Origin of the sequence: Streptomyces sp. NPDC005955 (assembly GCF_042871255.1) — a bacterium.
Taxonomy (GTDB): domain Bacteria; phylum Actinomycetota; class Actinomycetes; order Streptomycetales; family Streptomycetaceae; genus Streptomyces.
The window spans coordinates 253,144-266,211 of the sequence record NZ_JBIAIF010000001.1 but is presented as its reverse complement, the minus strand read 5'-3'; the positions used below and the strand labels follow the sequence as shown (position 1 = coordinate 266,211).

General features: G+C 69.4%; 9 protein-coding genes. All 9 read left to right on the top strand.

What is annotated here, in order from left to right; translation table 11 throughout:
• Nucleotides 1-419 precede the first annotated feature (419 nt).
• The 9 genes from ACFYOU_RS01100 to ACFYOU_RS01060 all read left to right on the top strand — a co-directional run bounded on the left by ACFYOU_RS01100 (nucleotide 420) and on the right by ACFYOU_RS01060 (nucleotide 13,021).
• Nucleotides 420-2,744 (top strand): ABC transporter substrate-binding protein, encoded by a 2,325-nt coding sequence (locus ACFYOU_RS01100; protein ID WP_391302501.1) that lies wholly within the window; start codon nucleotides 420-422, stop codon nucleotides 2,742-2,744.
• A gap of 415 nt (nucleotides 2,745-3,159) precedes the next feature.
• Nucleotides 3,160-5,067, top strand: coding sequence for a translational GTPase TypA (gene typA / locus ACFYOU_RS01095; RefSeq protein ID WP_389765103.1), 1,908 nt, complete (start codon nucleotides 3,160-3,162; stop codon nucleotides 5,065-5,067).
• A 676-nt stretch (nucleotides 5,068-5,743) separates the two neighbouring features.
• A complete protein-coding gene (locus tag ACFYOU_RS01090; RefSeq protein ID WP_389765105.1) occupies nucleotides 5,744-7,366 on the top strand; it encodes an ABC transporter substrate-binding protein in 1,623 nt (540 codons plus the stop codon).
• Nucleotides 7,367-7,519: 153 nt separating this feature from the next.
• Nucleotides 7,520-8,452: an ABC transporter permease gene (locus tag ACFYOU_RS01085; RefSeq protein WP_389765107.1), complete on the top strand. Its 933-nt coding sequence runs from the start codon at nucleotides 7,520-7,522 to the stop codon at nucleotides 8,450-8,452.
• Complete coding sequence (locus ACFYOU_RS01080; RefSeq protein WP_391302499.1) at nucleotides 8,445-9,395, top strand: ABC transporter permease subunit; 951 nt, start codon at nucleotides 8,445-8,447, stop codon at nucleotides 9,393-9,395. Before ACFYOU_RS01085 ends, ACFYOU_RS01080 begins: the two co-directional genes overlap by 8 nt.
• An 11-nt stretch (nucleotides 9,396-9,406) precedes the next feature.
• Nucleotides 9,407-10,465 carry an ABC transporter ATP-binding protein gene (locus ACFYOU_RS01075; protein WP_389765111.1) on the top strand — a complete coding sequence of 353 codons (1,059 nt, stop codon included), beginning with the start codon at nucleotides 9,407-9,409 and terminating at the stop codon, nucleotides 10,463-10,465.
• Nucleotides 10,458-11,618, top strand: coding sequence for a dipeptide ABC transporter ATP-binding protein (locus tag ACFYOU_RS01070; protein WP_391302496.1), 1,161 nt, complete (start codon nucleotides 10,458-10,460; stop codon nucleotides 11,616-11,618). The genes ACFYOU_RS01075 and ACFYOU_RS01070 overlap by 8 nt, the downstream gene beginning before the upstream one ends.
• 210 nt (nucleotides 11,619-11,828) lie before the next feature.
• Nucleotides 11,829-12,371: a SigE family RNA polymerase sigma factor gene (locus tag ACFYOU_RS01065; protein WP_391302495.1), complete on the top strand. Its 543-nt coding sequence runs from the start codon at nucleotides 11,829-11,831 to the stop codon at nucleotides 12,369-12,371.
• The gene (locus ACFYOU_RS01060; RefSeq protein ID WP_391302493.1) at nucleotides 12,368-13,021 is read left to right on the top strand and encodes a hypothetical protein; all 654 of its coding nucleotides are present in this window, start codon (nucleotides 12,368-12,370) and stop codon (nucleotides 13,019-13,021) included. The genes ACFYOU_RS01065 and ACFYOU_RS01060 overlap by 4 nt, the downstream gene beginning before the upstream one ends.
• The last annotated feature ends 47 nt before the right edge of the window (nucleotides 13,022-13,068 follow it).

The following is a 13,068-nucleotide window of genomic DNA, read 5'->3' as shown; positions in this document are numbered from 1 at the left end:
CGCTGTGCCTTCGCGCAGTTCCCCGCGCCCCTGACGGTGTGCCCTGGCCGGCGTGGGCCGATCCCGTGCGGGGTGCCTGGTGGCGCGGCGATGGACGGGGGCGCGGGGAACTGCGCGAGACCGGGGCGCACGGTGCGGAGCAGCGCACGTCCGGCGGGACGTACCGAGGGGGGCGCGGGGAACTGCGCGAACCCCACCGACGGACCCCGACCCCACCGAGCAGCCGCCGCAGGCGAATCGTTCCGCCGCCCGAGTGAGCTTCACGCGTCCCTCGACGTGTCGCGGTCGGGGGCCGTTACGGGTCGGGTTCCGTGGGGCCATAGATCTGATCAGCTCCAAATATCACCACACGTGATCACACCGACCCCCGCCGCGAGGCCCCGTACCTCCGGGGGACGGGCGACCCCGGAGGTACACGGATGTCCCACGACGGCCTCAGACTGCGCACGGTCATGCGCTCGGTCGCCTTCCTGACGGCGGGCGCCCTCACGCTCCCGGTCCTCACCGCCTGCGGATCGGGCGACGACCGCGACTCCACCCCCGCCGCGGCCCAGGACATCGCCCTCGCCGCCCGCACCGGGGTCGCCGACGGAGGCACCCTCACCTGGGCGGTCGACGCCTTCCCGGAGACCCTGAACACCTTCCAGGCGGACGCCGGCCCCGCCACCACCCGAGTGGCCCAGGCGACCCTCCCGTCGATGTTCCGGCTCGACGCCCGGGGCCGCCCCGCGTACAACCCCGACTACCTGGAGTCCGCGAAGGTGGTCTCCACCGCGCCCAAGCAGGTGGTCCTCTACAAGCTCAACCAGCAGGCCGTGTGGAGCGACGGCCGGGAGATCGGCGCCGACGACTTCCTCGCCCAGTGGCGTGCCCTGTCCGGCAAGGACACCGCGTACTGGACGGCCCGCAACGCCGGGTACGAGCGCATCGAGCGGATCGAGCGCGGCGCGAACAACCTGGAGGTGCGGGTCACCTTCGCCAAGCGGTACGCCGACTGGCGCTCGCTGTTCTCCCCGCTGTACCCGAAGGACGTCATGGGGACGCCGGACGGCTTCAACGACGGCGCCCGCGGCAAGCTGAAGGTGTCGGCGGGACCGTTCGCCGTGGACCGCGTCGACGAGAAGGGCGGCGAGATCACGCTCCGCCGCAGCGCCCGCTGGTGGGGCCGGCCCGCGAAGCTCGACGAGATCGTCCTGAAGGCCGTGCCGCGCGAGAAGCGGGCCGCCGCCCTCGCCGACGGCAAGGTGGACCTCGCCGAGATCGGCCCCGGCGACGCCCGCCGCATCGGCCTGGCCGAACGCGACAAGGGCGCGTCGGGACCGCTCGCCCACGGCCCGGGCGCCGCCACGAGCCCGGGCCAGGCCCTGCGTTCCTGGGCCATCGCGCACGGTGACGACGAGGAGGCGGCCGACGCGGAGCAGCTCGCCCGCGCCAAGACCCGCAAGGCCATCGAGAGCTACGCGGACGAACAGGCGGGGCTGCGCAACTTCACCGTCCGCAAGTCGCTGGAGCCCGCGTACACCCAGCTCGCCCTCAACGGTTCCACCGGCCCCCTCGCCGACGAACGGGTGCGACGGGCGGTGGCCCGCGCCCTCGACCGCCAGGAACTGGCCACCGTCGTCCTCCAGCCGCTGGGGCTGCCCGCGGAACCGGTCGGCAGCCATCTGGCGCTCGCCGGGCAGGCCGCGTACGCCGACAACAGCGGTGCGCTGGGGGAACAGGACACCGCCGAGGCCCGCGCCCTGCTCGCCGACGCGGGCTGGGTGCCCGGCGGCACGGTCAAGGACACCAAGGACACGAAGGACGCCAAGGACGCCAAGGACGGCGGGGGGCGGACGGAGGGCGACGCCAAGAAGCCCGATGCCGCGGGCGACGGCACCGTCCGGGACGCCGACGGCGACGGGACGTACATCGTGGGCCGGGACGACCCCAAGCCCGGTGACCGCGCCCCCGCGACGGGCACCGCGTCCACGGACGCGGTCCTCGCCCCCGCGTCCAGCACCGCCGCGCTCCAGCAGCGGGCGGTCCAGCGCCAGGCCGCCCGGTTCGCCACGGCGGCCGACGACGGCGAACGGGCCGACCGACAGCGGGTCGGACAGGGCGGTGCCCCGGGGGCGTACGCGCCCAGGGGCACCGCCGCGCCGAACACCCCGGCGCCCGACGCCACCTCGGCCGCGGGCGCGGCGTCCGGGCCGCTCGCCAAGGACGGGAAGCCGCTGGCCCTGCGGTTCGTGCTGCCGTCCGGGCCGGGTTCGGAGGCGCTGCGGGCGGTGGGGGAGCGGATCTCGCGGATGCTGGAGCGGATCGGCATCCGCACGGAGACCACGAAGGTCGCCGACGACAGCTACTTCCGGGACCACGTGGCCTCCGGCGGCTACGACCTGGCCCTGTACTCCTGGCCGGCCACCGCGTACCCGGCGACCGACGCCCGGCCCATCTACGCCAAGCCGGTCCCGGCGGCCGACGGGTCCCTGAACGTCGAGCAGAACTACACCCGGGTGGGAACCGACCACATCGACCAACTGTTCGACCAGGCGGCCGGTGAGCTGGACGAGAAGGAGGCCCGCGAGCTGGTCCGGCAGACGGACGCCCGGATCTGGGCCGCGGCGGGCTCCATCCCCCTCTACCAGCGCCCCGAGCTGGTGGCCGCCCGCAAGAACCTGGCCAATGCGGGCGCCTTCGGCTTCGAGACCCCCCGCTACGAGGAAATCGGCTTCACGAAGTCCGTACCCCGCAAGCCCTGAGCCCCCCGCCCGCAAGCCCGGGGCCCCAGCCGCCAGGCGTCCCCTCGGCACCGGGCCGGGGGGGACTACCCGCACCGGCCCGCACCCGTCCCGGACCCGCCCCGGGCCCGGGGCGACCGCACCGGAATCCTCAGATGATCCTCAAATCTCTTGCCGCCCCGCGCACCAGCACTGCACTGTCGGACCACCCATTGGCCCCGGAATGCTCCCGGAATCGCCCCCGGACCAGCGGATTACCCCCAGATCCGCCTCCCCGCCCCGCGGGGTGGGTGGCCCCGTCCCCCACGCACCGCGGCGGCCACCCCCCGCGGGGCCACGTACGATGGGGTGAGGCCGTGGCGTGTCCAGCCCGGCAGGCGTCGTACAGCAAGTCGTACGAGTAGCCGTCCACTCACCCTGGGAGAAGCGCCGCACTATGGCTGTGACCGCAACACGTCACGACATCCGCAACGTCGCCATCGTCGCCCACGTCGACCACGGCAAGACCACCCTTGTCGACGCCATGCTCAAGCAGGCGGGCGCCTTCGCGGCCCACCAGCAGGTCGACGACCGGGTCATGGACTCGAACGACCTGGAGCGTGAGAAGGGCATCACGATCCTCGCCAAGAACACGGCGGTGAAGTACCACCCCAAGGACGGCGGCGAGCCGATCACGATCAACATCATCGACACCCCCGGCCACGCCGACTTCGGCGGTGAGGTCGAGCGCGGCCTCTCCATGGTCGACGGCGTCGTCCTCCTGGTCGACGCGTCCGAGGGTCCCCTCCCGCAGACCCGCTTCGTGCTGCGCAAGGCACTGAGCGCCCGGCTGCCGGTGATCCTCTGCATCAACAAGACCGACCGCCCGGACTCCCGGATCGACGAGGTCGTCAACGAGACGTACGACCTCTTCCTGGACCTCGACGCGGACGAGGAGCAGATCGAGTTCCCGATCGTCTACGCCTGCGCGCGGGACGGCATCGCCTCGCTGACCAAGCCGGAGAACGGCACGGTCCCGACGGACAGCGACAGCCTGGAGCCGTTCTTCTCGGCGATCCTGGACACCATCCCGGCCCCCTCGTACGAGGAGGACGGCCCGCTCCAGGCCCACGTCACCAACCTGGACGCCGACAACTTCCTCGGCCGCATCGCGCTGCTCCGCGTCGAGCAGGGCGAACTGCGCAAGGGCCAGACGGTCGCGTGGATCAAGCGCGACGGTTCGGTGTCCAACGTCCGCATCAGCGAGCTGCTGATGACCGAGGCGCTGACCCGCAAGCCCGCCGAGGTGGCGGGTCCCGGCGACATCTGCGCGGTCGCGGGCATCCCGGACATCATGATCGGCGAGACCCTCGCCGACCCGGAGAACCCGGTGGCGCTCCCGCTGATCACGGTGGACGAGCCGGCCATCTCGATGACCATCGGCACGAACACCTCGCCGCTGGTGGGCCGGGGCGCGACCGGCAAGGGCGCCTCCACCTCCGTGGTCAAGGACCGCAAGGTCACCGCCCGGCTGGTCAAGGACCGCCTGGAGCGCGAGCTGGTCGGTAACGTCAGCCTGCGCGTGCTGCCGACCGAGCGCCCGGACGCCTGGGAGGTGCAGGGCCGCGGCGAGCTGGCGCTGGCGATCCTGGTGGAGACCATGCGCCGGGAGGGCTTCGAGCTGACGATCGGCAAGCCGCAGGTCGTCACCAAGGACGTCGACGGCAAGGTCCACGAGCCGATCGAGCGCATCACGATCGACGTGCCCGAGGAGCACATGGGTGCGGTCACGCAGCTCATGGGCACCCGCAAGGGCCGGATGGACAACATGTCGAACCACGGCTCCGGCTGGGTCCGCATGGAGTTCATCGTCCCGTCCCGCGGTCTGATCGGGTTCCGTACCGAGTTCCTGACCAACACCCGCGGCACCGGCATCGCCCACTCCATCCACGAGGGCCACGAGCCGTGGTTCGGCGAGCTGAAGACCCGCAACAACGGCTCGCTGGTCGCCGACCGCTCCGGTGCGGTCACCGCCTTCGCGATGACCAACCTCCAGGAGCGCGGCGTCCTGTTCATCGAGCCGGGCACCGAGGTGTACGAGGGCATGATCGTCGGCGAGAACTCCCGCGCCGACGACATGGACGTCAACATCACCAAGGAGAAGAAGCTCACCAACATGCGGTCGTCCACGGCCGACGTGTCGGAGTCGATCATCCCGCCGCGCAAGCTCTCGCTGGAGCAGTCGCTGGAGTTCTGCCGCGACGACGAGTGCGTCGAGGTGACCCCCGAGGCGGTGCGCATCCGCAAGGTGAACCTGGACGCCCGTGAGCGGGCCCGTGCGGCCAGCCGGGCCAAGCACGGCTGATCCGCGGCCCCTTCCCGCACCGTCCGAAGGCCCCCCGCGTCCACGGGGGGCCTTCGGCGTTCCACCGCCCGCCACCGGCATGTCAGGTGCATGGTGCACTACGGAACGTGATCGAACTCTCGACTGAACGGCGGGTCAGCACACGGTCACCCAACGCGGTTGCGGCGGTGCGGAGTTGTTCCCGTGTGCGATCGAATCCCCCGTACGGGGTGGGTCCGGGAGTGTGAGCGCGATGCCACCGGGGTACCGTTCTACGCGCGGGGACCCCACCTCTGCCTGCGAGCCGCTCCGCCCGACCACGGGCGAGTGTTGCTTATCTCACCTCAGGCTCACCTGTGCAACTGGCTTTCCTCCCGAAGTTGTCCGAAATGCGGACAGTGTTGACCGATAGATATGTAACACGTCCGTTTCGCGACCATCTATATCGGATCGGTTTGTCCGGATTTTGGGAGAAGTAGATGACAGGTGTGATCTAACCGAGACCAAAAGGGTGTGGTCGGGCCGGACCCCATGGCTAATAGTTGACCGCGTAGAGCTCGGGTCAATGGGTCATGCGCTGTGGGGAGCGCCGACTCACGAGCACACTGGGGCACTCGATCTTCGCCGTCAGGGGTGTCGGCGTGGTCGCGCGTGCCCCCTTTCGCAGTGAACAAGTGGACTCATGAGGAGGAAACCCATGCGCGGTGCCAAGAGCGCCAAGTGGGTCGCCATAGCAGCGGTTGTGGCGCTGGGTGCTACCGCCTGTGGCGGCGGCGAGAGCGACGGCGGCAAGGGGGACGGCGGTAACAAGGGCGCCGTCAACCCGAACGCCAAGTTCTCCGTGGAACTCGGCGAGCCGGAGAACCCGCTCCAGCCGGCCAACACCATGGAGTCCAACGGCAGCCTGGTGACCAGGGCCCTGTTCTCGCAGCTCGTGGGCTACGACAGCAAGGGCACCATCGAGATGGTCAACGCCGAGTCGGTGGAGACCAAGGACAACACGACCTACACGGTCAAGCTCAAGCCGGGCTGGAAGTTCCACGACGGCACCGCGGTCACCGCCGAGTCCTACGTCAAGGCGTGGAACTGGGCCGCGAACCCGAAGAACAAGCAGAAGAACAACGCTTGGTTCTCGGACATCAAGGGCTACGACAAGGTCTCCGCCTCGAAGGCGACCGAGCTGTCCGGCCTGAAGGTCGTCGACGAGACCTCCTTCACCATCGAGCTCTCCACCCCGCTCCCGTACTACGTGTACAAGCTGGGCTACGAGGTCTTCTCGCCGCTCCCCGAGTCCTTCTACGCGGACCCGGCCGCCGCGGGCCAGAAGCCGGTCGGCAACGGCCCGTACAAGTTCGTCAGCTGGCAGCACAAGAAGCAGATCGAGGTCGCCCGCAACGACGCGTACCAGGGTCCGGACAAGGCCAAGAACGGTGGTGTGATCTTCAAGAACTACACCAACCTGGAAACGGCCTACGAGGACCTGAAGTCGGGCAACGTCGACGTCCTGCGTCAGATCGCCCCGAAGGACCTGCCGGTCTACAAGCAGGACCTCGGTGACCGCGCGGTCGACTCGGCGAACTCCGCCATCCAGACGATCGCCCCGGCGTTCTACACCAAGCAGTTCAAGGACATCGACCCCAAGGTCATCAAGGGCCTGTCGATGGCGATCGACCGCGAGACGATCACCAAGACGGTGCTCCAGCAGACCCGTGAGCCGGCCACCGGCTGGGTCGCCCAGGGCGTGCTCGGCTTCCAGGAGAAGGCCGCCGGCGAGGTCACGACCTTCGACCCGAAGCGGGCCAAGGCCCTCATCGAAGAGGGCGGCGGCGTCCCGGGCAACAAGATCTCCATCCAGTTCAACGCGGACGGCGGTCACAAGGAGTGGGTCGAGGCCGTCTGCGGCTCGATCACCAAGGCGACGGGCGTCGCCTGCACCGGGGACTCCAAGCCCGACTTCCAGGCCGACCTCCAGGCGCGCGCCGAGGAGCAGGTCAAGTCCCTGTACCGCAGTGGCTGGAACCTCGACTTCCCGATGAACTCCAACTTCATCCGTGACCTCTACTCCACGGGTGCGGACGGCAACCAGAGCGGCTTCTCCAACAAGGAGATCGACAAGCTCATCAAGGAAGCCGACAGCGCCAAGACGCTGGAGGAGTCCACGAAGCTGTACCAGGAGATCGAGAAGAAGCTCCCGGAGTACATGCCGAGCATCCCGCTCTGGTACTACAAGGTCAACGCTGGTTACTCGGAGAACGTCAACAACGTCAAGTACAACCAGAAGGGCGACCCCGTTCTGACGGACGTCCAGGTGACGAAGTAACCGCAAACAGCCCGTGACCCCCGGGGCCGGCCCGCCAAGGGCCGGCCCCGCCGGGGACGGACGCGCGGCCGGGGGGCCCTTCTCCCGCGAACTCCAGCAGGTTCGCGGGGGCGGGGCCCGTAGGGCTGCCGCTGTGACTGACATGGAGGCACGATGGGGCGATATGTCGCACGACGACTGCTCCAGATGATCCCGGTTTTCATCGGGACGACCCTGCTGATCTTCCTCATGGTCTACGCCCTGCCCGGTGACCCCGTGCGCGGGCTGTTCGGCGACAAGGGCGGCAGCGAGGCGACGATCGCCGCGCTGAGACGTGAGTACGGTCTGGACCAGCCGATCATGGTCCAGTACTTCAACTACATGAAGGACATGATCCTTCACGGTGACTTCGGCACGCAGATCGCCAGTGGCCGACCGGTCACCGACGTCCTGGGCGAGGCGTTCCCGGTGACGGTCAGGTTGGCCGCCGTCGCGTTCGTCATCGAGGTCATCGTCGGCATCGGCCTCGGCATCGCCGCCGGCATGAAGGCCGGCAAGCTCACCGACACCGTGATCCTGCTGTTCACGATGCTGCTGATCTCCGTTCCGGTGTTCGTGCTCGGCTTCATCTTCAAGACGGTGTTCGCGTTCGAGCTGGGCTGGCTAGAGCCCAACGTCACGGACTCCACGAACCTCAACGAGCTGTTGATGCCGGCGATCGTGCTGGCCGCGATGTCCCTCGCCTACGTGGGACGGCTCACCCGTACGTCGATCGCGGAGAACCTGCGCGCGGACTACATCCGCACCGCCGTCGCCAAGGGCCTGCCCAAGCGGCGGGTCGTCGGCGTGCACCTGATGCGCAACTCGCTGATCCCCGTGGTCACCTTCCTCGGCACCGACATCGGCGCCCTGATGGGCGGCGCGGTCGTCACCGAGGGCCTCTTCAACATCCAGGGCGTGGGCGGCACGATCTTCGAGTCGATCCAGCGCCGCGAGGGCACGACCCTGGTCGGTCTGGTGACCGTCCTGGTCCTCGTCTACCTCGCCGCCAGCCTGATCGTCGACCTGCTCTACGCGGTCCTGGACCCGAGGATTCGCTATGCCTGATCTGACCAAGACCGCGGCCGACGCCGCCGTCCAGGACGCCGTGCCCGCGGTGGACCCGGCTCCGGAGCCCAAGGCGAAGGCGGAGAAGGCGCGCAGCCTGTGGGGCGACGCCTGGCAGGACCTGCGCCGCCGTCCGATCTTCATCGTCTCCTCGGTGATGATCCTGATCCTGCTGACGATCACCGCGTTCCCGGGCTGGTTCACCAGTGCCAACCCCACGCTGGGCGATCTGCAGAACCACTTCCTCCAGAAGCCCCAGCTGAGCAAGGTCTTCTCGCCGGAGTGGCTGGGTTATGACGCTCAGGGCCGCAGCGTCTATGCCCGGATGATCCACGGCACCCGTGCCTCGGTGCTCGTCGGACTCGGCACCGCCACGGTGGTGACCCTCTTCGGCGGCCTCGTGGGCATGCTCGCGGGTTACTTCGGCGGGGTCATCGACTCGATCCTGTCGCGTCTGACGGACGTCTTCTTCGGCATCCCGTTCCTGCTCGGCGCGATGGTCGTCCTGAACTCGTTCACGGACCGCACGGTCCCGATCGTCATCGGCGCCCTGGCGTTCCTGGGGTGGACCCAGACCGCGCGCGTGATGCGCGGTTCGGTGATCACCATCAAGCAGGCCGACTACGTCCAGGCGGCCAAGGCGCTCGGCGCGGGCACCCGGCGGATCCTCTTCCGCCACATCCTGCCCAACGCCATCGCCCCGGTCATCGTCGTGGCGACCATCTCGCTGGGTGTGTACATCTCGGCGGAGGCGACGCTGTCGTACCTGGGCCTCGGCCTGGACGGCGTCTCCTGGGGCAATGACATCTCCACGGGCGGCAGCCAGATCCGCGTGGCGCAGTACATCATGCTGTTCCCGTCGATCATGCTCAGCCTGACGGTGCTGTCGTTCATCATGCTCGGTGAGGCCGTCCGCAACGCCCTCGACCCGAAGACACGCTGAGGGAGGCGTACGTGACCACCATCGAGAAGACCGCACCGGTCCCGGGCCCCCGGGACTCCGCCGAACAGGGCGGGCCACTGCTGGACGTGCGGGACCTGCACGTCGAGTTCCACACGCGTGACGGCGTGGTCAAGGCCGTCAACGGCGTCAACTACACCGTCGACGCGGGTGAGACGCTGGCCGTGCTGGGCGAGTCCGGTTCCGGGAAGTCGGTGACCGCCCAGGCGATCATGGGCATCCTCGACATGCCCCCGGCGAAGATCCCGCAGGGCGAGATCCGCTTCCGCGGACAGGACATGCTCGCCATGTCCGCCGAGGAACGCCGGAAGATCCGCGGCCGGAAGATCGCCATGATCTTCCAGGACGCGCTGTCCTCGCTGAACCCGGTCCTGTCCGTCGGCTACCAGCTCGGCGAGATGTTCCGCGTGCACCAGGGAGCCTCCAAGAAGGAGGCCAAGGCCAAGTCCATCGAACTGATGGACCGGGTGAAGATCCCCGCCGCCTCGTCCCGGGTGAGCGACTACCCGCACCAGTTCTCGGGCGGCATGCGTCAGCGGATCATGATCGCGATGGCGTTGGCCCTGGAGCCGGACCTGATCATCGCGGACGAGCCGACGACGGCGCTGGACGTGACGGTGCAGGCCCAGGTGATGGACCTGCTCGCGGAGTTGCAGCGCGAGTACAACATGGGTCTGATCCTGATCACGCACGACCTGGGCGTGGTCGCGGACGTCGCCGACAAGATCGCGGTGATGTACGCCGGCCGGATCGTCGAGACCGCCCCCGTCCACGAGTTGTACAAGCGCCCCGCGCACCCGTACACCAAGGGACTGCTGGACTCGATCCCGCGCCTGGACCAGAAGGGCCAGGAGCTCTTCGCGATCAAGGGCCTGCCGCCCAACCTGCTGCACGTGCCGAGCGGCTGTGCGTTCAACCCGCGGTGCACCGCGGTGCAGGACGTCTGCCGGACGGACATCCCCGTGCTGCACGCGGTGACGGAGCGCGAGGGCGGCGAGCTGCCCGGCCGTCGCAGCGCCTGTCACTTCTGGAAGGAGACGATCCATGGCTGACTCCCCGAAGCTCTCGAAGTCCGGCGAGCCGCAGGACGCCGCCATGCCCAACGTCTCCGACGTCGAGGTGGTCGACGCCCGGTCCGAGGCCGAGGCGGTCGCCGCCGTCGAGGCCCCGGTCGAGCGCGGTGAGCCGATCCTCCAGGTCCGCGGACTGAAGAAGCACTTCCCGCTGACCCAGGGCATCCTGTTCAAGAAGCAGGTTGGCGCGGTGAAGGCCGTGGACGGGGTCGACTTCGACCTGTACCAGGGCGAGACGCTGGGCATCGTGGGCGAGTCCGGCTGCGGCAAGTCCACCGTGGCGAAGCTCCTGATGAGTCTGGAGCGGGCCACCGCGGGCGAGGTCTTCTACAAGGGTCAGGACATCACCAAGCTGTCCGGGCGGGCGTTGAAGGCGGTGCGGCGGAACATCCAGATGGTGTTCCAGGACCCGTACACCTCGTTGAACCCGCGGATGACGGTGGGCGACATCATCGGGGAGCCGTTCGACATCCACCCCGAGGTGGCGCCGAAGGGCGACCGTCGGCGTCGGGTGCAGGACCTGCTGGACGTGGTGGGTCTCAACCCGGAGTACATCAACCGGTACCCGCACCAGTTCTCCGGCGGTCAGCGCCAGCGCATCGGCATCGCCCGCGGCCTCGCGCTGAACCCGGAGATCATCATCTGCGACGAGCCCGTCTCGGCGCTGGACGTGTCGGTGCAGGCGCAGGTCATCAACCTGATGGAGAAGCTCCAGGACGAGTTCAACCTGTCCTACATCTTCATCGCGCACGACCTGTCGATCGTCCGGCACATCTCCGACCGCGTCGGTGTGATGTACCTCGGCAAGATCGCGGAGATCGGTACCGACACCGAGATCTACGAGCACCCGACCCACCCGTACACGCAGGCGCTGCTGTCGGCCGTGCCGGTGCCCGATCCGGAGGCCCGGCAGAACCGGGACCGGATCATCCTCACCGGGGACGTGCCCTCGCCGGCGAACCCGCCCTCCGGCTGCCGCTTCCGCACCCGTTGCTGGAAGGCCGAGGACCGTTGTGCCGAGGAGGTGCCCCTGCTGGCGATCCCCGAGCGGCTCCGGGGCACGGACAGCCTCGCCGCGCACGAGTCCGCGTGCCACTTCGCGGAGGAGAAGGACGTGGTCCACGCCGGCTAGCCCGGGTGGACGGCCACCGTCCCCGGACGGTGGCCGCATCCTTGCCGAAGCCCCCCGCTGACCACAGCGGGGGGCTTCGGCGTTCCCCCGTGTCGTTCCCTGGTGCTGGTGCGGGTTCGTGCCAAGTCGTGCGTAACGTCCGGCGGTCCCCGGGCGTGCTTAAGGCAGGACGGCGGGAACGGCCGGCCACGGAGAGGGACGGGGGTGACGATGGCGACGACCTCAGCGGTGTCGGACGACTTCGACGTGTTCTACGCCGCCACGGTGAAGCGCCTGGTCGCCACGGTGTACGCGGTGACGGGTGACGTGGCGGAGGCGGAGGACGCGGTGCAGGAGGCGTACGTCAGGGCGTGGCAGCGCTGGCCGAAGCTGCTCGCCGAGGGCGACCCCCTGCCGTGGGTGCGCCGGGTCGCGTTGCGTCTGGCGATCAGTACCTGGCGGCGCAAGCGCGGCCGCATACTGGCCCACTTCCGACACGGTCCGCCGCGGGACGTCCCGGAACCGACCGAGGACAGGGTCGCCCTGATGACCGCGCTGCGGCAGCTGACCCCGCAGCAGCGACAGGTCGTCGTGCTCCACCACCTCTTGGACCTCCCGATCGAGCAGGTGGCGCAGGAGACCGGGGCGTCCAACGGCGCGGTGCGCACCCGGTTGAGCCGGGCCCGCAAGATCCTCGGCGAACGTCTGAGCGAGATGGAGGCGGAGACAGAGATGCGACATGAGTGGAGTGCTACGGGGGTGGTCGCGACATGACCAGAGTGGAAGAACTGTTGGAAGACGCGGTGCTGCGCATGCCCGCGGCGCAACAGCTCCGGGCCCGGGCGGCCCGCCGCCGCACCCGCCGGCTGACGGCCACCGGCGCGCTGGCGGCGGTCGTGGTCGGCCTGGCCGGCTGGAACTACTCCCCGGGAGAGGACGTCCAGGAGGTCCAGGCGGCGGCCGTACCGGTGGCCAGCGAGCGCCCGGCGTCCTCCGGCAAGCCGAAGGTGGACGTGGCCAAGCCCTCGAAGGTGCGGCCGCCCGGCGTGTTGCTGCCGCCGACCAACCTGACCAGCATGTCCGACCTGTGGCTCACGCTGAAGTGCGACGCGTCGAAGGCCCGGCCGGGTCCCCCCCGTCACCATTTCGTGAGCGTCAGCAAGGACAGCGACGGCAAGGGCGCCGCCACCGTGGAGCGCAAGACCCGTTACGGTGACCCGCGGCTCGCGCAGGAGGACCACAAGGACCTGCGCCGGGTGCTGGCCGCGTGCGGAATGACGACCAAGGACAAGGTGACCGGCCCGGACCGGTCGCCGCAGGCGCTGTACGAGGGCCGGGACACGAAGGGCCGGGACGTCACCGTCCTGGTCGACCTCGGCACGTACGACCTGGAAGTCACCGAGAGCGTCCAGGCCGCTCGGTAGGCCGGGGAGACAGCCGCGTGCCGCTGGGGCCCATCGGGGGGCGGGCT

Bases quoted from the DNA above. Each gene is read 5' to 3' on its own strand.
- ACFYOU_RS01100 (WP_391302501.1), top strand. From the start codon at position 420: ATGTCCCACGACGGCCTCAGACTGCGCACGGTCATGCGCTCGGTCGCC.
- typA (WP_389765103.1), top strand. From the start codon at position 3,160: ATGGCTGTGACCGCAACACGTCACGACATCCGCAACGTCGCCATCGTC.
- ACFYOU_RS01090 (WP_389765105.1), top strand. From the start codon at position 5,744: ATGCGCGGTGCCAAGAGCGCCAAGTGGGTCGCCATAGCAGCGGTTGTG.
- ACFYOU_RS01085 (WP_389765107.1), top strand. From the start codon at position 7,520: ATGGGGCGATATGTCGCACGACGACTGCTCCAGATGATCCCGGTTTTC.
- ACFYOU_RS01080 (WP_391302499.1), top strand. From the start codon at position 8,445: ATGCCTGATCTGACCAAGACCGCGGCCGACGCCGCCGTCCAGGACGCC.
- ACFYOU_RS01070 (WP_391302496.1), top strand. From the start codon at position 10,458: ATGGCTGACTCCCCGAAGCTCTCGAAGTCCGGCGAGCCGCAGGACGCC.
- ACFYOU_RS01065 (WP_391302495.1), top strand. From the start codon at position 11,829: ATGGCGACGACCTCAGCGGTGTCGGACGACTTCGACGTGTTCTACGCC.
- ACFYOU_RS01060 (WP_391302493.1), top strand. From the start codon at position 12,368: ATGACCAGAGTGGAAGAACTGTTGGAAGACGCGGTGCTGCGCATGCCC.